This is a genomic window from Maribacter sp. 2-571 (assembly GCF_050589625.1).
In the GTDB taxonomy this organism is placed as follows: domain Bacteria; phylum Bacteroidota; class Bacteroidia; order Flavobacteriales; family Flavobacteriaceae; genus Pelagihabitans.
This window is the reverse complement of sequence record NZ_JBNGOP010000019.1, coordinates 68563-90520: the sequence shown is the minus strand read 5'-3', so window position 1 is coordinate 90520 and position 21958 is coordinate 68563. Positions and strand designations below refer to the sequence as shown.

Here is a 21958-nt window from a genome sequence, read left to right as displayed (position 1 = left end):
GTTATTTTGGGTTACCGATATAGCTGTTGAAATGAAACTTTAAAAAGGAAAAGCCCGCGCCGGAATATTGTTGTAATTGCTCTTTTCGATGGGCCTTGTCCCTATCGGGAAAGGCTTTTTCAGAAATACCGGCATTGGGCAGCCCGTTCACAAAACAGTTCTCCAGACTGTTGGAGATCACCTGCAACCCTTCCAGGTCCATAGGGCCATATTCAAAATACTGTTTTCGCTGTACCCGCACGCCTTCCCTTAAAAACTGATGGTCGACCCAAATAAGTTCGTGATCGGCATCGTAATACGAAATGAGCAGTTGCGGAATGGTAACCTCTTGAATGCCCGAATTGAACAAGGTTCCTCGGAACATGGAATCTTTTTTCACCAAGGATTGTAACGCTACCTTTTTATACAGATCCGTATTGGCTACGTTACCGGCCGCTTGAACATCAAACTTGGTCGGAAGGCCCGAAAGCGCTATTGGCGTAAACTGGTCGGGGTCAAAGGTCGGGGGCAAGGTATCCTTTGTGGAAGACCATGCGATGCCTTCGAAATTGATGCGAAAAGGGGTCGTTTCCTTAGGCATCAGTTTATGCTTCATGTGATACTTTGCGTTGTAGTTCGCCAATCCTTCGTCCCTATCATTATATAAGGTGGCCTGGATCACCACATCGGCAGGTACGTGGTCCACGTTCTGAATTTCTCCGATAATGCTGTAATGACCTTTATAGTCCACCAATTTGGCAGAAAGAATTTCCAACACCGGCTGTTGCAATACATCTTCATGGTGTGTTTCCTGCGTGGTCATTTGCCGTCGACCATGATTGTAAAAAGTAGTACCGTTTGCCGTGAACAACTGATCGGGCGGCACATCATTATCAAAACGGGCGGGCAGCAAATGCCATTTTCCCGAGCGTTTGACCATGGCTACCGTTTCTTCCTTCTCCAGTTTTTCCAATGGGGTGATCCAACGGGTATGCACTTTTGCCCTGGCGGCTTCTGCAGTCTCTTCGATTAGCGTGACCCCTATAGAGTCCATTTTGGCATAAGAACTGAGTACACCATCGGTTACCGACACTTCCAGCATGTATTGCGCCAAGTCGATACCGGATTCTGGATCAAGATAGGAATGTGCTTCTTCGAACTTTTTAAAATCCAATGCGTTATAGTAGGCCTTTACAACGTTCAGGGGGGCATATTGGGCACTGTTGTGAATATAAAACGTGTATATACCGAATAGTATACAAACTAGCACCACCATCGCCCAGATATGGGAAAACACCACCAGTTTTGATGAAAAACCGTTATAATTTATAGACTTTTCGGTATAAAAAGGAACATTTTCCTTGCGTAATTTTAGCGTTCTTATCCAAAGCATTTGAATATTGACAAAAAAGGCGATCAGCACAGTAAGCAAAGGAATGGTACCCCACATGATCTTTAAGAATACCGGCACATCCTCTTTTGGCAAGATTGCGGGCAACGGGGGTACATTTAACTTTTCCCAAACCATGATACCGTTTTCCAAATGCTGCAGGCGCTGCCATCCACAGAAGTATAAAATGGGATCGTAAAACTTATCGTTCGAAAAAATATACTTAAGGTTATATTTTTCAGGTACCGTCAAAAATTGTTGTAACGAACCGATACCGGCCACCCCCCGAAACTTTGAATTTTCCAAGCGTTCGATCGCCCGGGTCGTCAACTCCGGCAAACGACGAGCGGAATGATAGTTACCGTCGACGGTCATAGCAGCGGTCTGTGCGGAGAGCCATGCCATTTGGTCTCCAAAACCCAAAGGAAGGTACCGCCAGGAATCGTGGGAATCTTGATTGAGAAAGTTCACTATGGGCAACATTTTGATCTTTGCCGGTTGCGATGGTCTAAAATAGCCCAAGGTCATCGTAAAAATAACCATGAACAACAGGCCTCCGGCCAAAAGACCGCCCAATACCCGATGATAGACCCCTCCGAACATGCTTTGGATCCGACTTTTGATATCGCCCGCTACCATACGATAGACGAATTCGCCAAAAATAGGCAGCGCCATAATCGTGGCCCATAGGGTAAAACGGTCCAAGGTCAGAATATTGAATGCCGTTTCACCGAGCAGCGCCCTGGGAATCGGAGTAGTACCACCGGTACCCAACAGCGCCAACATGGAAAAAGAAAGGCCAAAAAACAGGTATCGCTTGCTGTAAAATCGGTAAAAGAAATAGGGCAGCAAAAACAATAGTACCCCCCACGGAATTACAAAAAACACCAAACCGGAAGAAGTGATTTCCAGAAAGTTGTCCCGTGATCCATGTGGAATGGGGACCTGGGTGATCGGATTTTTTTTAGAGTTGTACCAATAGGGAAGAATACATGTAATGATAAGGAACAAGGAGGCCATTCCAAAACCGACAATACGCCAAAACAGTTTTTTGAACGTTTTAAAGAACACTACGAACGTTACTTCCTTCATTGTGGACACTTGCTCTCGGGAAGCGTCCATGATTACCATACCGATCAACGGAAAAATAAAAAATACCATTCCAAAGATGGGGGTTACGTGGTGCGAGGTTACCGTAACGGCTATCATGGAGAGGGAGGAGGCAAAATACCGGTACTTTCCCGTTTTTAGCCATAGGTAGATTTCCGGTAGGGAATGCATTAATACGGAAAGGCCGACAATACTGGGCAGTTGGCCGAAAATGTGGAGTGTTTCCACAAAAGTGGAAGAAAACACCGCCAAGAGGGCTCCATAACCTGCTACCCTCCTATTGCCCGTCATTAAAAGTGAAAAACGATAGGCGCCTGTCACAAAGAGTACAATAGCCAATAGCCCGACCGAGAACATACCGAACTTTAACCCCCCGATATAGGATAATAACCCAATGGTTTGGTGCACCAAAGGAGGATAGGATTGCACCGTAAAACCCGTATACCAACGGTAATCCCAAGGTTCGAACCAACTTTGTGCATAATGGTCAGCAAAAAACAGATGGATCAACGCATCGTAGGTAGACTCCAGGGTAAAGAAAATGGCCGAACCGTGGAATATCAAGGCGATGATCAGCGCCAGAATAAGCAGTATGTTGGTCTTTTTCATGAACTCTTTCGGTAGGAAATTTCCCTATACTAACGCAGTAGGCAAAGGCATATTGCTACCGAGCTACAATATACATTATCATATTACGTTAAATGAAGGTATTTACTTACAATAACAATGTTGATGGGTGAATTTATCGACCAATTTCAAGAGCCACATCGTCGGTTATCCCGAATTGACCGACACTTGGCTACCATTCAGCTATAGCAATATACCCGTTGCCTTTTAAAGGCATTATTTTTACCGTATGCCCTATTAATAAAGGTTCATTTAAACCCAAATCGAATGAAAATTTTAGCCATAGACGACCAGCAACTTATCCTAATGTCCTTAAAAAAAAGGCTAATGGAGCTCGGTTACGCCGTAGCAACGGCCAGCAGTGGAAAAGAAGGAATAGATCAATTTGACGCCTTTAAGCCCGATCTTGTAATCGTTGATATCAACATGCCCGATATGTCCGGGTTGGAAGTTGTTAAATACATCCGTGGGGAGAAAAAATCCGGTACTCCCTTACTAGTAATGTCGGGAAACACCAACGAAGACGTGATCATGAACGGTTTTGATCTTGGTATCGACGACTATATGAAAAAACCGGTAAGCCTGAACGAGGTCGCCGCGCGTATCCGGAGAATATTGGGCGACGGCGCGCTAAAGGCGACGAACACCGCACAAACTTCCTCACGCATGCTACAAGAATACTGTGTTGGGGTAGTAATTCCATGTTACAACGAAGCCGAACGGCTTTCCGAGGTCGACTTTAAGAACTTTGCGCACAAGAACCTGGGATATCACCTTTGTTTTGTTAACGATGGTAGTACCGACAACACCTTAACGGTCTTAAAGGAATTACATCAGGAATATCCGGATACCATCAGTGTATACGACTGTGCCAAAAATGGCGGTAAAGCGGAAGCGGTACGCCAAGGAGTGCTGCATTTGGTAAAAGATACGCAATTGGACTATATCGGTTATTTGGATGCCGACCTGTCCACCGATTTTCGGGATTTTGACGATCTCGTGAAAACCTTGCGCGCATCGGACTTTAAAATCGTGAGCGGATCTCGAATGAGCCGCATGGGTGCGGATATTACCAAAGAATCGGCACGAAAAATCATCAGTAAGACCATCAACCTCATCATCCGTAGTATTTTGCGAATGCCCTTTAACGATACCCAATGTGGCGCAAAGGTGATGCGACGCGAATTGATCGTACCCCTGTTTACCAATACGTTTATTACCCGATGGCTTTTTGATGTTGAAATTTTTATGCGCATGCGCAAACGGTACGGCAAACAGAGCGCACAAAAAATGATCTGTGAACAACCTTTAAAAAGATGGATCCACGCCGATGGTTCCAAACTTTCCATGAAAGACTCCGTAAAAATCGTTGGCCAGTTGGCAAAAATCGCTTTTCATTACAGCTGATCAACACTGATAACAACGGTGCAAAATTCCATCTCATACCATTTTAAAGTCTATTGTATGATGCGTTTGCGTCCCGAAGGGCGCATATGCATTATATAAATTGTTGTAGGTAGTGTTTTTTAAAAGTTTTCATTCAACTCTCGGAACATTTCAATAGTATTTATATATCTCACATTAAATTGATTACAAACCTCAGGGATTTTAATTCGATTCCTTCTGTTAGGTTCACTTTTTTCATAAGTGACTATTGTCCATCCATTACTCATAGCAAAAGCAACTAACCAAGGATCGGCTAAATCCGTTTCAAGAAATTCTTGTCGAGCACGTTCAGTAAAAAGACTAGAATTTACCCAAGTTACAATTGAGATATAATTGTTAAGTACGGAGTCGGTATTTATAAAAAAATCATTTGGAAGGTTATCCCCACACCAAATCTTTAATTGATCTTGATGAGATGCATTATCAAAGATTTCTTTTTTGACCTTATCAATACTAACTATAATGCCATCGGTAGCTAGTGCATTAAGTTTTACCCAAAAACTTTGAACTACATCTAGTGGATAAATTGAGCGGTGAGCTTGAATAAAAAAGTTGGAATCTACAATGAATTTACTCATGCTTGATATAAATATTCATTGATAAATTTCTCATAGGTATTTCCCTTCAAACTTGTCAATCGATATGCATCTCGATAAAGAAGGTTATTCTCTTTTACAGCGCTATTAACATAGCTTGCAAATCTTAAGCTTATTCTTTTTTTTGCAGTTGCATAAAAATTCCCTCCAGAACTTTGATTATCTTTTTTATTTTGAAATTCAGAGATATAATCGTTGTAGAATTGAAAAAAAGATGTCCTAGACATCAATCTTAAGTCAAGAGCTCTTCTAGCTATAACAATAGGACTAACTTTAAAAATTCTACTCAGATATTCAATGTTTTGAGTGCTATTCCATTTTTCTTTGAAAAATATTTCGGGTACTAGGAATTCAGCAGCTACTTTATCACAAAATTTCTCGATGGGATCATCAGCCGGTAACATTTGTTTATTGTCAAAACCTGCACTTTCTCCTAACCATATATGTGCAAGTTCGTGAATCAATGTAAACATTTGGGCAGCTTTTGCATCACTAGAATTAATAAAAAGAAATGGACTTTTATTATTTACTATTACAAACCCTCGACATTCGTCAACTGGGATTTTTCTTCTAGTATTATTACCAACTATTCCATTAAAATTTACAATTATACCAATTTCTTCAATTTGTAATGTTAAATGGTCTAATGCTTGTTCCCAAGTACCAAGTTTACTTGCCCAGCTTACTGTCAGATTTAAAGTATTACGAATATCATTTACAACTTCTTTATAATCGGAGTTTACATTATACTTTCCTACAAATTCTAAGTCTGGATATTCACTTTCTTGAAGATAGTTAGTTAACCAATTCTGTCTTTCTTTTATGATTTGAATTGTATGGTATACGTTTAAAGAAACCATTTCTCTTTGAGAATTTCCCGTCCTAAAGAAAGGGATTGGAATTTCTTCTTGAGGCGGTTGATTGAGAAACATATAACCAAAAGGGACATGTACCTTATGTGTAAAATCTTCTAATTGTTTGATTGTCGGTTTCTTCGTTCCCTCAACCCACTCAGCAACAGCTGGGTTGTTAAGATAGAATTCATCCAATTCATTTCCTGCCCGGGTAATAGCCCAGTTAATTAAATCAGCGTTTATATTTTCTATCCTAGTAGACATTAAGCAAATATAATTTTTATTTATTTAAACATGATATTGGGCATTACCTACAACTTTGAAATAGCACTAATAAATCGTTTCTTTTTCAGCCGTTCTTCGTTAAAAAACAGAACCGTAGCTAAGGCTATGCTTCCATTTTTTGCCTCAAACAACTAAAAAATAATTCAATTTCCATACGCGCGAATTCAAAGTTAAAATGGTATCATTTATCCGATAGCGGTAACCTATCGTTCCAAAACCTGAGAGGCTTATGTCAATACCGTAAAAAAGTATACCAAACAGCTGATCAGGGCCACTGATATAAGGTTCAGAAAAAAACCGATTTTGGCCATTTGCCCTACTTTAACATGGCCACTGGCAAACACAATGGCGTTTGGCGGTGTGGCCATCGGTAACATAAATGCGCAGCTCGATGCAATGGTTACCGGAACCACCATTTGTAAGACGGGGACATCAAAACCCATAGCGATACCTGCCACCAAAGGCAATACCACCGCAGTAAGCGCCACATTGCTCATCAGTTCGGTACAGAAAAGCACCAGTAGAATGAGTACTACCGTAGTTCCCCAAACGGTCCAACCGCTCTGGCCAGCGACAAAGTTCCCCACCGTATCGATCAATCCTGCTTGTGCAAAACCCGAGGCCAAGGCCAAACCACCTCCAAAAAGAATTAGAATGCCCCAAGGGAGCCGTCGGGTATCTTCCCAAACGATGGTAAATTTCCGATCCTGAAACCGATACGGTATCGTAAACATGGCAAGAGCGGCCAATACACTGATGGTGGTATCGGTCAGTTGTAATGACGGAAACCATGTGTTCAACGGACCTCTGGCGATCCAACAAAAAATAGCCATCATAAAGATAATGATCACCACCCGTTCCCCGCTTCCGATCTTTCCCAACTTGGCAAGCTCATCATCGATTATTTTTTTGGAGCCTTCCAGTTTGCCCAAGCGGTTGGGGTAAAACACGTACACCAAACATAAAAATGAAATGAACAACAGCACGATGGCGAAGGGCACTCCTAATTTCATCCAACCAAAAAACCCGATTTCGATGCCGTATCCCTTTTCCAAAAAACCGAGCATGACGGAATTTGGAGGGGTCCCGATCAAGGTGGCGATACCTCCGACGTTAGCGGCAAAGGCAATACCCAAAAGTATCGATAACGCAAAGTTTTTATCATTCTTGGTATATCCATCGGCGTCGTTCAACAAAAGGTCGATTACGGAAAGGGCAATGGGTAGCATGACCACCGTACTGGCCGTATTGGAAATCCACATGCTCATTAAGGCGGTAGCGGTCATAAAACCTAAAATTACCTTATTGGCACTGCCACCGATGACGCGCATAATATTCAGAGCGATCCTTTTGTGCAACCCGACATTTTCAAGTGCCAAGGCCATTACGAACCCACCAAAAAACAGAAATACAATGGGGCTGGAATAATTGGAGGCCGCAGCCTTTATGTCCATGACCCCCAATAGTGGGAACAAGGCAAGGGGCACCAATGCCGTAACCGATATGGACACGGCCTCGAATACCCACCAAACCACCATCCAAGCCGCCACGGCGACCACCTTGCCCGCCTTTTCGTCCAAATACGGGATAGGAAAAATCAAGAGGATTACAAAAATGAGCAACCCAAGAAGAAAACCAATTTTCTTAGCGTTCATATACGAGCAATTTTATGTGGGATATCGTTAATCCGAAGGGGGGTTCCTTCATATGGTCGAAGCGTTAAAAAAGGGAGCAAACACCACTTTGCCCCCTTTAGCCAAACTAACTCAAACTTAAACTATTCTTTTTTCAACTTGCTAATGGCAATAGCCGTTTCTCCCTCCACCGCATACAGGAGGTACAAGGTTCCGCCATCGTTAAAAACATTGGGATCGCGAAACTGTTTTACCGGCTCAAAAATGGCCCCTCGTTTTGAAGGTAGCGTCTCCAGGTCTATTCCCTCATAGGAAGTCTCCGGGCGCAATACCACCTTTGGTGCCTCCACTTTCCAATCCTCCCAATTTTCCGTCAACTGTATTTTTGAAACAAGCATGTTTTCGGGAGCATCGCCAATTTGGGTATAAAACACCCAAAGGGTATCGTCCTCCAAATAAATATCATTGTGGCGTACCTGCTTATCACCAGCTACCTTTAAAAAAGGGTTCGGGCCTTTTTCAAAGTCGGAAATACCATCGGTGGAACGGTAAAGCTGTCCCAAACGCGCTATGGCATACTGGTAGCCGTTCCATGGGAATACCCTAAAGTAGGATACGCCCAAGGGCTCGCTTTCCGGAACAAAGTCGATACCGTTATCGGAGGTACTCCTCAAAGTCAACTGTGCAAAATTTTGCTTGAATTTACGGTCCCCACCCAAATACTGTGGGCAATGAAAGTACATGACAACCTTTTTTTCGGCTTCATCGATCTCTACCTCGGGCGATGCGATATGCGGTACATAAGGGTCACCGGGTTTTACCCGATCGCATATGCAGTCCTCTAAACGCAAAGTTCCCGGCTCATAAATTGTATAAGGACCCTCGACCGCATCGGCATAGGCCATACGGATATATTTGCCATTATGGTGGGCAAAATACAAGTAATAGTTACCTAAGGGATTTTCTACAAAATCGGGCACCTTTACCAAGGACGGACCGTTAATGTTCGCTCCGTCATCACCGGGGAACATGGCCGCCGTAATGATCGGGTTTTCCGGCAAACGTTCCGCCTTAAAACCCGTTACGCGCTGCGAAACGCCATAAGCGGTCAAAAACAAGGCCAAAAAAAGTACCAGGTATCGCATGTAATCCTTCTTTACGAAAATACTATCGTTATCACCTACCATCGATAGTTCAAGGACATGTTCAGAAAACGCCCCTGTGTTCCAAACTGATTGGTACGACGGGAATAGATGACCTCTCCCCTAACGTTCGGCGATAGTAGCATATCCGGATATTCATCGAACAAGTTGTTCACACCGGCCGTAAGCGATACTTTTTCGGTAAAGTTCGCGGTAACCGATAGGTCGGTAACGAACTTGGGCGCAAACTCCTGAAAACCACTTTCCGCTCCCGGATCGGGCTCCCTAGCATCGGCCACTTCCCCAAAACGCGTAAGGCGCAACAAGGTCGAGAAAATACCGAATTGGTATTCCCCACTGGCAATGATCTTACTGTTGGGTATCCCTTTCGTCAAAAACAAAATATCACGGTCGTCGATCAAATCTTCCTCCCTATCCGCGAAAGCCCCCGGAAGGTTGAACCCGTCTATCGTGGTTTCATTAAAGTTTGCAGCAAGTGAAAACCGAAGTTGGTCCTTATCGTTCACATACGTTTTATAGTTCGCCACAAAATCCAACCCTTTGGTAGTGGTGTTCACCGCGTTGGTAAATACGTTTATCTCATCATAATTGGTATTGGCAAATTCGGCAAAATCCGCCGCGGGAATACCTCCCGAAACAAGAATACGGTCATCAATGGCAATGTTATACACATCCAAGGTAAAGGACAACTTGTCGCTCAGTTTGGAGGTCAGGCCCAAAGCAATATCAAAGGAAGTTTCCGGTTTTAGCTCGGTAATGCCAAAAGCTTGCTGGGTAAGCTCGTTTCGGATGGGCAAAAACGGCGTTACTACCGTGTTGCCATCGGTATCTTGCTGAATCTTTCCGTAATTACTGTACTGAAATTGCACCAATGATGGCGCTCGGAACGATCGGTTTACGGATCCCCTGAAGGACAGTTTATCGTCCAGCAACTTATAGCGGGTGGCCATTTTGAACGACCAATCGTCACCAAAATCGGAATAGTTCTCATATCTGGCAGCGGCGGCTATTAGAAAATCTTCCGTAAAGTCCTGTTCCAATTCTGCATAGATACCGATATTGTTCCGTGTCCATTCCCCATCGGTAAGATCCGAAAAACCTGCCCTGCCCGAAGTGGTGGCATCCTTACCGCCCAAAGGTCCCGGTGCCCAGGAATAGGCATCGCCCTGTGACTGCTGAAATGATTCGAAACGAAGTTCCGAACCCAATGCCAAGGTCGTTTTTTCGCTGAAAATTTTAGCAAAATCAAGATTGAAAACGGTTTGGGTCACGTTTAACGAACCGGTATAAAACTGCGTTGGGGAGTCGGCTCCCCAGCTTGGATTTACGGTGTTTCGTGCAAAAAAATCTACATTGTTCCCGCTATAGCCCAAACTGGCATCCATATTCCAGTCCTTCCCAATATCACCCTTTATCCCAGAAGTGACCTGCCAATCGGTCAACAATGAGGGGAGTTCGGGGTTGTATCCGTTCGGAAAAATATCCAGGGCATTACGATCGTTTCGCGCCGGACTTCGGGAAAATACACTTCCAATAATTTTTTTCATGGTAAATCCACCAAAGGCATAAAAATCGACGTCTTCCGAAACCGGTCTGCCCATGTTTACGAAGAGGGCACCGTTAGTGTTTTCCGCAGTACCCAATATGGCCCGATCCAAATCGATACCGTTGATGCGTTGCAGTTCTTCGTCCGAAGCGGCACCGGCCGCGGCCACTTGCTCGTCCGTATACCATCCGGTACTGTGCGAGTAAGTACCGGAACGGTCGGAAGGTTCGGCATGGCTAAAGGCCAATGTCGTATTTACAAACCCTTCTTCGCCCCAAGGTAATCCAAAGTTGGCCGACATATTGTATACATGGCCATCGGAAATACGACCGCCGTAAATACTCTCTCCCTCGAGATCGGCATTGCTGCCCAGATCATCATATTTTGGATTGGTAGAGGACACCCCGGTATAAAAGGTAACGCTTCCCCCTTCCCGGGCATCTTTCAATTGCATGTTCATTACACCGGCTATCGCATCGGAACCGTACTGAGCAGCGGCCCCGTCCCGTAATATTTCGACCCGTTTTACCGCAGCACCGGGAATAGCGTTGATATCGTTACCCAACTGGCCTTTTCCGACCCCGTCGTTCAAACTGAAAAAAGATACTTTATGACGTCGTTTACCATTGACCAATAAAAGCGTTTGGTCGGGCGCAAGACCTCTTAAAGTGGCCGGATCCACCAAGGGTGCCAAATCGTTGATCCCAAATTTCACCGCGGTGAACGAAGGGGCACTAAACTGCAATGCCTGTCCGATATCCTGCTGTCCGGTCGAGGCCAAGTCTTCAGAAGAAATGACGTCTATAGGTACGGGGCGCTCCACATTGGTACGTGGTTTTCCTCGGGAACCTACTACCACAACATCTTCCAGCTGCGCAGCGGCGGCCACTAGCTGAACGGTGATATTGTCCTGACCTGCTATGGCAACTTCTTGGGTCTTAAAACCGATATAGGAAATGACCAAGGTTTCGCTTCCCTCGGGTACTTCTATTGTAAATTTACCGTCGAAATCGGTCTGCGTACCAATGCTGGTGCCCTTGACCAAAACGTTCGCTCCCGGCAAAGGAGCGCCTTCATCATCGTTCACCTGCCCTTGAAGTTCCGTATCCTGCTCCTCCATTTTCGTTGGGGGTTCCTTTTCTTTGGTCAATACAATGAGCCTTCCCTTGAATTCGTATTGAAAGCTTCCAAGACCGGCCAACCGATCCAATACCGTTTTCACCGATTCTTGGTTCGCCCGTACCGATACTTTTTTGCGTATGGAAATTCTATTGGAATTATAGAAAAAAGAATACCCGCTCTGTTTTTGTATTTCATCCAAAACCTGTACCAATGGTACCTCCTCGTACTCAAACTGCAGTTTTTCTTGCGAAAACATGCTGTTTGCAGACAATTGGCATAGTGCGAGAAACATACAAACAAAGCTTATTCTCATCTTTAGTTTTAGGCTGGCACCCAACTTTTCTGCGTGCCAATCCCTGGCACCCGACAATTTTTTCATAATTTTAAGTGTTGTAAATTGGTTATTATTCAGTTAGTAATCATAAGAAAGGGGAGGTGTTGGCGCACCTTCCCTTTTAGTTTTTAAGCGTTATCGTTTTCTGGTCGATGTGGTAGCGTATTGCCGTACTGGTCGCCAATACCTCTAAAACATCTTCTAATTTGTCGTCTTTCCTAAAAGCCCCGCGAAAGGTCTCGTTTTCCAAAAGCGTTGTTTGGTCGATAATGGTAATGTCGTAAAAGCGTTCCAGGCGCTGTACCATTTGATCCAAAGTGGCATCGGTAAAAACAAGCTTGTCCTGCATCCAGGCCGTATATATATCGGTATCCACCTTAGCGGTGTCAAACGTTGTTCCGATTTTTGTAAAACGTGCCTGTATTGTTGGCCGAATGGTAATTTTCTCAGCACTTTTCATGTGCTTTAACGCCACCGAACCTTCCACCAAGGTTGTAGTAACATCGGTATCCGAGGAATAGGAAGATACGTTAAAAGCCGTTCCTAAAACCCGTACCTCAACATCGGAAGTGCGCACCAAAAAAGGCAACTGCTCATTTCGTTGTACATCAAAATAGGCTTCGCCTTCCAAGGAAACCACCCTATTGGTCCCTTTTTGATCGAACCATTCCGGAAAGGTTAAGCGCGTGCCCGCATTCAACCATACCACGGTACTGTCGGAAAGTAAAAGTTTGAAGGTTTTTCCATTCGGAACCGATATCGTATGGGATTCCGCTTTTCCGGAATATTGCTCTCCTTTTTTAAAGAAGTTTAGCGTATTACCACTTTGGCTGGCGTATACCCGGCCTCCTTGCGCGGCAAAGGTAGTGTCCCGATCACTACGCAACGTTTTTATGGTTCCGTTGGCCAATTTTAAGGTAACCGTCTCCACGGAATCTTCTTTCTCCTTTATGACCAGCTGTTGTGGGACCTCTTTCGTATTGAACCCCGACCCAAACCTTTTATATCCATAGAATGCCATAAGGATACCGACGAATACCGCGGCAACCCGATACCAACGAAGTCTTATTACACGTCCTTTATGGCCATCACCTGCCCCTACTCGCGCCGCAAACGCCTCAAACGCCATGTCGGCATCAAACGTTTCCGCTTGTTCGCGATCGTATTTACGAATGGCCTGTTTAAATGCAGCAAGGTTTTCCGGTTTTTCCGCAACCCATTTTTTTAAAGCATCCCTTTCTACCGCGGAAAGCGTTCCCTTTAAAAATTGCTGAAGTATCGATTTAAAATTATTCATTTGACAACTTATACACCTTATAGATGCTCTTATCGTAAAAAACCCCTATATATTTTTGATTTTTATTAGATTTGCTCACAACCGACCACTGATGGAACAAGAAAAATTACTACATAAACTTCGTAACGGCGATCTTAAGGCGTATGCGTTTGTGTTCGACAAACATTACGCTTGGTTGTGTAATTATGTATTCAAATTGAGTCATGATCGGGCCTTGTCGGAGGATATTGTGCAGGATGTTTTTTTAAAGATTTGGGAGCAAAAAAAGACCATTAACATCTCTTCTTCACTAAAAAATTACCTTTTTAAAAGTTGTCACAATCAATTTTTGATGCATGTTCGCCGAGAAAAAGTGCATCGGGATATGTTGGATAACATCCGTTGGGATCTTTTGTTCGATAAGTATACCGACGAGAGCGAATACAACAGCAAACGTGAAAAACTGTTCGAACTTATTGAAAAGTTACCGCCCAGGTGTCGGGAGATTTTCGTTAAAAACAAATTGGAAAATAGAAAGTACCGCGAAATTGCCACAGAGATGCAGATTTCTATAAAAACGGTAGAATCGCAAATGTCCAAGGCCCTGCATTTTTTAAAACAGCACGCCACTACCTTCCTGTTGTAAATATTGCGCCATGTTCGTCCCTTTTTTGAAGCCCATCGCCCTATATGGTACGCTTTTATCTTTTCTAAAAACGTTCGGAAAACAGTAAACAACCTCGGGGCAAGCCCACGAGGCATTAGAACGAAAATTAACATTGATTTCGACGCAAGCGTCGGAGTCTTTTAAATCTCGATTATCGAGTAAAACCTCATATTTTCATGGGTGCTTTGTACTTATTTATAGATTTGGGCGTAGGAACAAAGAACTTTAGTATATTTGGGGGTTAAACGTTTAATCAAATTCATTTGTCATGAACCGACCGATATGTTTTTTTATCATTTGTTTTGCTTTTGCGACCGTAATGAGCGGCCAATCGCAGCGAAGTATCGATGCGCCCATGCCCACCAGGCAGGTACATCTTGATTTTCATACCTCCGAGCATATACCCGATATCGGTAAAAAATTTGATAAAAAACAGTTTCAGGAAGCCCTAAAAACGGGCAAGGTAAACCACATCAATATTTTCAGTAAAGGACATCACGGTTGGTCGTACTACCCTACCGAGGTGGGAAAAATGCACCCTAACCTTGATTTCGACCTGTTGGGCGCGCAATTGGAGGCCTGCCATGAAATAGGGGTTACCGCTCCTTTTTACTTCACCATTGGTTGGAGCGAACTGGATGTTCGGGAACATCCGGAGTGGACGATTCGGGACGAGGACGGTTCCATAAATGCTCCCGGTTACGACCGTGAAGCACCCGGAGATACGGAACGCCCTACCTATTTATGGGAGCGGCTCGACCCTAGTATCGGAACCCCATACCACGATCACATTATGAAACAGGTGACCGAAATCTGTAAAAAATATCCGGACCTCGACGGTTTTTGGTTCGATATTTATCACGTGGCGAAAAGAAACTACAATGACAACGCTAAAAAACGAATGGCCAAAGAAGGGGTCGACATTACGGATACCCTAGCCGTGGAACGCAGCCACTCCCTCGCGCTGAAAGGACATATGAAAGCCTTACGGGATCTAGTGGCCAAACACCGCCCCGAAGCAACGGTCTATTTTAATGCCGTAACCCGAATTGAAGACGCCTCTTTCTTTAAAGAACGTTTGTTCGACATGGACACCCATCAAGATCTTGAAGACTTACCGACCACTTGGGGCGGATACAATAAACTACCATTGGATGCCAAGTACCACTTGCAACAAGGCGTTCCGGCAACCGGCATGAGCGGTAAATTCCATATGGCCTGGGGCGAATTCGGAGGCTTTAAAGATCCCGATGCCATTAAGTATGAAGCCGCCGCCATGATATCGTACGGTGCTTCCTGTAATTTTGGGGACCAACTGCATCCTTCCGGGGAAATGGATATGGAAACCTATAAGAATATCGGACATGCCTATTCGTATGTCGAAAAAATAGAGGATTACGGTCCCGGGGGAATGCCCTTATCCAAATTGGGCATGTGGCTGACCTTGGACGAAGCAGCGGACCACGGTGTAGTAAACATGTTATTGGAAACCCATAACGATTTTATCGTTGCGGACGAAAAAAACCTAAACGATCTGGAACTGCTCATCATCCCCAGTAGGGCGGTCCTCAGCCAAGAACAAGCCGACACCATAAATGCATGGGTGGCAAACGGTGGTAAATTGATCGTTTTTGCCAACGGTGCCTTAAATCGGGAGGAGAACGCCTTTCTATTGAACGTGGGCGCCGAATATCTAAAACCATCCGATTTTCAATTCGATTACACGGTAGTCAAAAAAGAATTGACCGACGGCATCGTGTCCACACCCTTCTTGAACTATGACGCAGGACTTTTATCAAAATTAACAACGGGGGAATCCTTGGCCAGTATTCGGGAGCCGTATTTCAACCGTACCTACGCCAAGTTTAACGGACATCGTGAAACGCCGTACAAAACGGAAGATTCGGCCTATCCGGCAATCGTCAAAAATGGAAACGTTATCTTTTTTGCGCATCAGCTTGATCAATTGTATTATGATAAAGGGGTTCGGCTACATCGGGATATTGTAAACAATGCGATTGGCCTCTTGTACCAAAAACCAATTTTAAACGTGGAGCGGCTTCCTAGCGCAGGTCGGGTGAGTCTTTTGCAACAGTCGTCGGACAAACGTTATGTGACCCATTTGTTGTACGGCCCACCGTTGTTACGGGGCGATGTAAGCGTACTGGAGGACTTTTTACCGGTACCGGGAGTATCCCTAACGCTAGATGTACCGGAAAAGATAACGGAAGTGATCCAAATACCTGAGGGCAGCAGCTTGCCCTTTACGCAAGAAGGAAGCGCCGTTAAGGTAACTGTACCCACCTTTACCATGCATACGGCAATCGTTTTCAAATACGAATGATAGTACCGATTGCTGATTATAAAATTGGGCTATTCCAAATACTACCGGTATAGCCCTTAAAAAAACACAAAGCGCACGAAATGGTTCGTGCGCTTTGTGTTTTTCATTGTTATCCTACCGACGGTTTCCTCTCCTGCTTACCGCTTTACTACAACTATACTCTTATTCGTTTTTTTCTCTATGACCTTAAAGGTCCTTTAACGACTACAATAGTGCAGTACTACCATTTCTAACGGTAACCTATCCCTTGAAGATTCCTTTATTCCTTATGTACGGTAATATCAGAAATAGGATAACATGGGGGAAGTAGCCCTTGCCCATGTTGGTTTATTTTAAGCGGCGGATTCATCTACTACCGCCCGGGAGCGAAAACTATATATCGCTACAGCGGCCAAACAGATCAATGGAAGTATGAACGAAAACTTTACTTCGGGGATACTGCCCGCTATTTGAACATCGGAAAAGCCGGGACCGCCCCAATCGAGAATGGACGCTTGTAAGGGCGGCATCAAAGCACCCCCAACAATAGCCATCACCAGACCGGCAGATCCTAATTTTGCCTCATCGCCCATTCCTTTTAAGGCGATTCCGTAAATGGTAGGGAACATCAACGACATACAGCCGCTAACCGCTACAAGGGAATAAAGTCCCAACATTCCGGGCAACAAAATGGCACCCGAACAGAACAACACCCCTGCAAGGGCAAAATAGAGCATTAGTTTTGGTGCCTTCACAAACTTCATGAGCCAGGTACAGATCCAACGCCCGGAAAGGAAAAAGATCATTGCGGCCATATTGTACCACGTCGCCGTCAACTGCGCTCCAGCTTCACGGCTTTCGTTCAAATGATCTACGTACTGGAAAATAAACGTCCAACACATGATCTGGGCCCCTACATAGAACGCTTGGGCTATAACCCCTTCATAATAATGGCGGTTGCCCATCAGTTTACGGAAGGAGGTTTTTAGGGACATTTTGGATTCTTCCCGAAATACGGGGAATTTGGTAAACATGATGATTAACAAAATAACCACTACCAAAATACCCAGGGCAATATAAGGATAGCTGATGACCCCAAGGTCGTTTTCACGAATGGCCGCCTTTTCCACCTGTCCCAAGGCCGCATAGGCCTCCGAAGAATAGTCATCGGAACGCAAGGATTGAATGACAAAAAGTTGCGCCACCAACATGCCCAATAAAGACCCCATCGGATTAAAGGCCTGTGAAAGGTTAAGCCTTCTGGTCGCCGTTTCCGGGTCTCCCATGGATAGGATAAAGGGATTGGAGGTCGTTTCTAAAAAGGCCAGGCCGAAAGTAAGAATATACAAGGATGCCAGAAAAAAACCGAAGGCTTCATAAGCCGCCGCGGGATAAAAAAGAAAGGCCCCAATTGCATAGAGCACCAACCCTAGCAGAATACCCTTTTTATAGCTATACCTGCGTATGAAAATAGCGGCCGGTATGGCCATTGTCGCATAGCCCCCGTAAAAGGCCAATTGTACCAATGCAGCTTCAAAGTTCGAAAGTTCGGGCATTACCTTTTTAAAGGCCGACACCATTGGATTGGTGAGATCGTTCGCAATACCCCACAAAAAAAATAGGGAGGTTATGGCAATGAAAGGGAACAACAGTTCTTTTCGTACCACTGGAATTTTAGTGCTTTCGGACATAATAGCTTGTTTAGTAAACGATATCGTTAGGTATTGGCAAAGTAAGTTATTACGTTATTCTACCGCATCGGCTTCACCATATTCGAGTACGATCGCGGTATGGCATTCAAATTTTGGAACGGTCACCAATATTCGACCGTCTTCAACTTCTCCTATGGACAATACCTCACCGGAGGGCACCAAATAGGCCTCCGTTATCGATTCTGGAAGGTCCAAGGTTACGTGGGTATCGTAAAGCGGCACCAAATCTTCCACTACCCTTACCGAACCCCTTTGAATAGGTGAGGCGTAAAGTAAATGTGCCACATACCGTTTTTGTTCCGGCTGGTGCAACAGGTTCAATCGGCCCATACTCGGCATTTCGGTCGTTACCATAGGTTGCGTTCGTAGGAGCTGTAAACTGTTATAAAAGAGATCTCTGTGGGTCCGGGCACCTTCCCTACTGTATTGACGATCAATATCGTGCGCTATAAATATAATGTTTCCGTTTCGGATTACGGCGGGGTGTTCGGCGGTATCCAAACGGTTGGGTGTGTTGTTATGGGAACTATAATGCGTAACCGTTCTTGAGAAAAAGGGTTCGCGTATGCTCGCCAACACGGACGCCCCCTCCTTTGGTTTTACCCGTAACGCCGCGGTGTAGTTTAAAAATGGTGAGGACACCAATCCCTTTCCAATGGACGCTTCCACTACGGTATAATCGATATCGTAATCGGCTGGTCCAACATATTCCGCACCAATATCCACGATCGGTTCGTTATTCTTTAAGATCCCTTCTCCCAATCCGATGATCTTTCCGCCTTTTGCCGCAAACTCCTTTACCTTGGAAACGTCCCGATCAAGGACCCCTCCGCTGGTGATGACCAAAACTTCCAAGTTCGACCAATCCTGCATGGTATTGGCGACATTAAAGTTCACCTGGTTCTCCAATAGCATGGCGACCGCCCCCTCAATGGCGGTCAGGTCTTCCCCTATATATAGCCCCGTTTTGGCAACATGGTCGGCCCCGACACCATAATCCTCTATTTTTTCCACATAGTCAAAAGCGTAACCGATGTTTTCATAGGTACCCATGTCCATTTCTCCCGAAGGATGCAATTGGTCGCCCATATTGCACGACGCGCCAAAAGCGACCATGGACGCCGCTTCATACAAAAGGGCATCCTTATGTTTGAATCCTCCAAATTCACCCCAAGCTTTATGAAACTTACCGCTCATGGCAACAATATCCTTTCCGGTATTGGCAAAATACTTGGACCGCCATGGAAAAATATCATATCCGCCCCAAGCGGTAGGCAGGTCTTCCAAGTCGTGTTTGGTATTGTGTACAAAGAAACCGTGTTTGAACAACTTAATGTTCTCGGTGTTATAGGTTCGGGTAGTACCGTTATAGTAAATGGTCGCTTCCGGTTTGTATTTTTTAATGATCTCGCCCGTTTTTTCAAAAAACGTATTATACTTCTCGTAAGTACGTTTTTTTATAGCTAAGGAGTCGTTGATATCGATACCCCGCTGCTTGTAATCGTTAAGGCTCCAAGGATTGAAGTTCATCTTTTCCGGTTCGTGAATGTCGTACCAGATCCCGTCCAAATCGTAATTTTTGATCAGTTCCTCCGTCTGGGCATAGATCAACTCGGCATATTCCCCGGAAGGTTCCAGATACTCCCATCCCCTGAAAGGATCGTCGGGCCCCAATGCTTTCAATTGGTCTCTATGAACATTGGAACCATCCTTTCCGACAACGGCCCATTCGGGATGTTTTTTTACGTCGTTTGCGGACCAACCTACGGTAAAGTATGCGAAAACTTCAACGTCAATTTCCCTACAGGCTTCAATTTGCGCTTTCAACAGATCAAAATCCAGTTTTGGGTGCACCATTCCTATTTTGGTCGGATAGTAACTCCAGCTATGATGCCCTTTTGCAAAAATATTGATGGCGTTCACCTTCCCTACCTGGAGTGCTTCTTGGAACTGTTTTTTGTCGAACTTAAATCCGATACTATCGATATACTGGGAGGTGTGAAAATCCAAGTGTATTTGCCGCGTAGGTTCTTCAAACTCCAAGGAAGCATTTTGCGATAGGTCCTTGATCTGCTTTTCGGGTTCTTCTCCGGTCGTTTTGCAAGAGGCGACAAGAAAAATACTTAAAAGCAGTAGCCCGGTTTTGATGGCATGTACTGGTAAAACTATCGACTGTATCACTGATTTGTTCATTTTTTCAATTGTTAGGCAAATCTATCTATTTCGAATCCACAAAGTTGCTCAATTCCAAGTACTTTGCATAGCGTTTTTTGTAAATGACCGACCGTTCTTCATTGGGACGGTAGGTTTCGTCAAAACCCTGCCCCATCTGTTTCATCGCCTGTTGTACATCGGGATAAATTCCGGCTACGGTAGCTGCGAACATTGCGGCACCATAGGCGCAGGTCTGTTCGGATCGGTGTATGCGTATCGGAAGCTCCAATACATCGGACATCATTTGCATGATGAAAGGGGCTTTTTTTGCCACCCCGCCAACACCGATAATTCCCTTTATGGGAATACCACGGTCCGTAAAACGTTCCACGATTTTCTTGGCCCCAAAACAGGTCGCTTCCGCCAAGGCCCTAAAAATATGGGGTGCATCGGAACCAAGGCTCAAGTCGGTTATAGCGGCTTTTACCGATTGATCGGCATCGGGCGTTCTACGTCCGTTCAGCCAATCCAACGCCAGTTCCAACCCCTCGGTGAGTTCAATTTTCTCGGCGGACCGGTTGAGTTCTTTTAATAGCGAATCTTCTATATGCTGCAGTACCGCCAAGGTTTCCGCTTTATCGGTAGCTCCCAGGTTGTCCCTATAGTTTTTTAGCGGCCATGCCAATACTTGCTGAAACCAGGCATATACATCGCCAAAAGCGGATTGTCCCGCCTCCATTCCTATCATACCCGGAATTACGGAACCGGTAACCTGTCCGCAGATACCGTCCACCAGGACCGAGCCGACCTCTTCCGTCGGCAGGGCCAACATATCGCAGGTAGAAGTTCCCATCACCTTGCTCATGTAATAGGGCTCAATTTGCCCTCCTACGGCTCCCATATGGGCATCCATGGCACCGATACCTATTTGGACATCGGTGCTCAACCCAAATTTCATTGCCCACGTTTCGCTCAACCGCCCTGCGGGACGATCAGCGGCAAATGTATCTTGGGGCAACCGGCCCGACCAGCCCTTTAGCAAGGGATCTATTCCGGTAAAGAAATCGTCCGGTGGAAATCCGTTCCATTCTTTGGCCCACAATGCTTTGTGACCAGCGGCGCAAACACCTCTTTTAATTTTTTTCACATCGGTACCCCCCGTCAATAAAAACGGGATCCAATCGCAATGTTCTACCCAGGAATGGGCGGCTTTTGCCACTTGTGCGTCTTCCCGGAGCATGCGCAACAGTTTTGCCCAAAACCATTCGGAAGAGTAAATACCCCCTACATATTTGAGGTAATCGGTTTCTTGACGTTTCGCATGTTCGTTGATCTCTTCGGCCTCCCGTATACCGGTATGGTCCTTCCAAAGAAAGAACATTGCGTTCGGGTTGTCTTCAAAGCCCGGGGTCAACGCCAAAGGGGTACCGGTTTCATCGACCGCCACTGGGGTAGATCCGGTAGTATCCACGGAAATCGCGCGAATGTTTTTTTTAACGGTATCGTCACATTGGGACAATGCCGCGGTTACCGACCGCTCCAGACCTTCGATATAGTCCAATGGGTGTTGCCGAAACTGATTTTCGGCGGCGTTACAGTACATTCCTTTTGAAAAACGCTCGTACGTGGCCACCGCGGCGGCCAGCTGTTCACCATTAGCCGTGTTCACTACAATGGAGCGTACGGAAGCGGTACCATAATCGACCCCGATTACGTAGTTGTCATGATCCGACATGTCGT

General features: G+C 45.0%; 13 protein-coding genes. 3 read left to right on the top strand and 10 right to left on the bottom strand.

What is annotated here, in order from left to right:
• Position 1: 1 nt before the first annotated feature.
• On the bottom strand, positions 2-3088 hold the full coding sequence (locus ACRD7P_RS14175) for a hypothetical protein (RefSeq protein ID WP_430908288.1): 3087 nt from the start codon (positions 3086-3088) through the stop codon (positions 2-4).
• A gap of 285 nt (positions 3089-3373) precedes the next feature.
• On the opposite strand from ACRD7P_RS14175, the gene ACRD7P_RS14170 reads away from it, so the two are divergent.
• Complete coding sequence (locus tag ACRD7P_RS14170; protein ID WP_430908287.1) at positions 3374-4513, top strand: response regulator; 1140 nt, start codon at positions 3374-3376, stop codon at positions 4511-4513.
• Between the two features lie 119 nt (positions 4514-4632).
• On the opposite strand, the gene ACRD7P_RS14165 is transcribed toward ACRD7P_RS14170, so the two are convergent.
• The 6 genes from ACRD7P_RS14165 to ACRD7P_RS14140 all read right to left on the bottom strand — a co-directional run bounded on the left by ACRD7P_RS14165 (position 4633) and on the right by ACRD7P_RS14140 (position 13383).
• Complete coding sequence (locus ACRD7P_RS14165; protein ID WP_430908286.1) at positions 4633-5130, bottom strand: DUF4411 family protein; 498 nt, start codon at positions 5128-5130, stop codon at positions 4633-4635.
• Positions 5127-6266, bottom strand: a complete 1140-nt coding sequence (locus tag ACRD7P_RS14160) for an ImmA/IrrE family metallo-endopeptidase (RefSeq protein WP_430908285.1) — start codon at positions 6264-6266, stop codon at positions 5127-5129. Before ACRD7P_RS14160 ends, ACRD7P_RS14165 begins: the two co-directional genes overlap by 4 nt.
• A 248-nt stretch (positions 6267-6514) precedes the next feature.
• The gene (locus ACRD7P_RS14155; protein WP_430908284.1) at positions 6515-7942 is read right to left on the bottom strand and encodes an SLC13 family permease; all 1428 of its coding nucleotides are present in this window, start codon (positions 7940-7942) and stop codon (positions 6515-6517) included.
• Between the two features lie 122 nt (positions 7943-8064).
• Positions 8065-9066 (bottom strand): hypothetical protein, encoded by a 1002-nt coding sequence (locus ACRD7P_RS14150; protein ID WP_430908283.1) that lies wholly within the window; start codon positions 9064-9066, stop codon positions 8065-8067.
• A gap of 35 nt (positions 9067-9101) precedes the next feature.
• Positions 9102-12131, bottom strand: coding sequence for a TonB-dependent receptor domain-containing protein (locus ACRD7P_RS14145; RefSeq protein ID WP_430908282.1), 3030 nt, complete (start codon positions 12129-12131; stop codon positions 9102-9104).
• Positions 12132-12207: 76 nt separating this feature from the next.
• The gene (locus tag ACRD7P_RS14140) at positions 12208-13383 is read right to left on the bottom strand and encodes a FecR family protein (protein WP_430908281.1); all 1176 of its coding nucleotides are present in this window, start codon (positions 13381-13383) and stop codon (positions 12208-12210) included.
• A 91-nt stretch (positions 13384-13474) separates the two neighbouring features.
• Here ACRD7P_RS14140 and ACRD7P_RS14135 point away from each other — a divergent pair, with 91 nt between their 5' ends.
• Positions 13475-14008: an RNA polymerase sigma factor gene (locus ACRD7P_RS14135; protein WP_430908280.1), complete on the top strand. Its 534-nt coding sequence runs from the start codon at positions 13475-13477 to the stop codon at positions 14006-14008.
• 289 nt (positions 14009-14297) lie between these two features.
• Positions 14298-16373: an alpha-amylase family protein gene (locus ACRD7P_RS14130; protein WP_430908279.1), complete on the top strand. Its 2076-nt coding sequence runs from the start codon at positions 14298-14300 to the stop codon at positions 16371-16373.
• A 332-nt stretch (positions 16374-16705) separates the two neighbouring features.
• Here ACRD7P_RS14130 and fucP read toward each other — a convergent pair whose 3' ends face one another.
• Genes fucP through ACRD7P_RS14115 form a run of 3 tightly spaced genes read right to left on the bottom strand, consistent with a single transcriptional unit; the run spans position 16706 to position 21953 of the window.
• Positions 16706-18043 carry an L-fucose:H+ symporter permease gene (gene fucP / locus ACRD7P_RS14125; RefSeq protein WP_430908278.1) on the bottom strand — a complete coding sequence of 446 codons (1338 nt, stop codon included), beginning with the start codon at positions 18041-18043 and terminating at the stop codon, positions 16706-16708.
• Between the two features lie 54 nt (positions 18044-18097).
• Positions 18098-20257, bottom strand: a complete 2160-nt coding sequence (locus tag ACRD7P_RS14120; RefSeq protein ID WP_430908277.1) for a hypothetical protein — start codon at positions 20255-20257, stop codon at positions 18098-18100.
• A 25-nt stretch (positions 20258-20282) separates the two neighbouring features.
• Positions 20283-21953, bottom strand: a complete 1671-nt coding sequence (locus ACRD7P_RS14115) for a ribulokinase (protein WP_430908276.1) — start codon at positions 21951-21953, stop codon at positions 20283-20285.
• Positions 21954-21958 lie beyond the last annotated feature (5 nt).

Excerpts from the sequence above, each read along its gene's own strand:
- ACRD7P_RS14175 (WP_430908288.1), bottom strand. The coding sequence starts at position 3,088 with ATGAAAAAGACCAACATACTGCTTATTCTGGCGCTGATCATCGCCTTG.
- ACRD7P_RS14170 (WP_430908287.1), top strand. The coding sequence starts at position 3,374 with ATGAAAATTTTAGCCATAGACGACCAGCAACTTATCCTAATGTCCTTA.
- ACRD7P_RS14165 (WP_430908286.1), bottom strand. The coding sequence starts at position 5,130 with ATGAGTAAATTCATTGTAGATTCCAACTTTTTTATTCAAGCTCACCGC.
- ACRD7P_RS14160 (WP_430908285.1), bottom strand. The coding sequence starts at position 6,266 with ATGTCTACTAGGATAGAAAATATAAACGCTGATTTAATTAACTGGGCT.
- ACRD7P_RS14155 (WP_430908284.1), bottom strand. The coding sequence starts at position 7,942 with ATGAACGCTAAGAAAATTGGTTTTCTTCTTGGGTTGCTCATTTTTGTA.
- ACRD7P_RS14150 (WP_430908283.1), bottom strand. The coding sequence starts at position 9,066 with ATGCGATACCTGGTACTTTTTTTGGCCTTGTTTTTGACCGCTTATGGC.
- ACRD7P_RS14145 (WP_430908282.1), bottom strand. The coding sequence starts at position 12,131 with ATGAAAAAATTGTCGGGTGCCAGGGATTGGCACGCAGAAAAGTTGGGT.
- ACRD7P_RS14140 (WP_430908281.1), bottom strand. The coding sequence starts at position 13,383 with ATGAATAATTTTAAATCGATACTTCAGCAATTTTTAAAGGGAACGCTT.
- ACRD7P_RS14135 (WP_430908280.1), top strand. The coding sequence starts at position 13,475 with ATGGAACAAGAAAAATTACTACATAAACTTCGTAACGGCGATCTTAAG.
- ACRD7P_RS14130 (WP_430908279.1), top strand. The coding sequence starts at position 14,298 with ATGAACCGACCGATATGTTTTTTTATCATTTGTTTTGCTTTTGCGACC.
- fucP (WP_430908278.1), bottom strand. The coding sequence starts at position 18,043 with ATGTCCGAAAGCACTAAAATTCCAGTGGTACGAAAAGAACTGTTGTTC.
- ACRD7P_RS14120 (WP_430908277.1), bottom strand. The coding sequence starts at position 20,257 with ATGAACAAATCAGTGATACAGTCGATAGTTTTACCAGTACATGCCATC.
- ACRD7P_RS14115 (WP_430908276.1), bottom strand. The coding sequence starts at position 21,953 with ATGTCGGATCATGACAACTACGTAATCGGGGTCGATTATGGTACCGCT.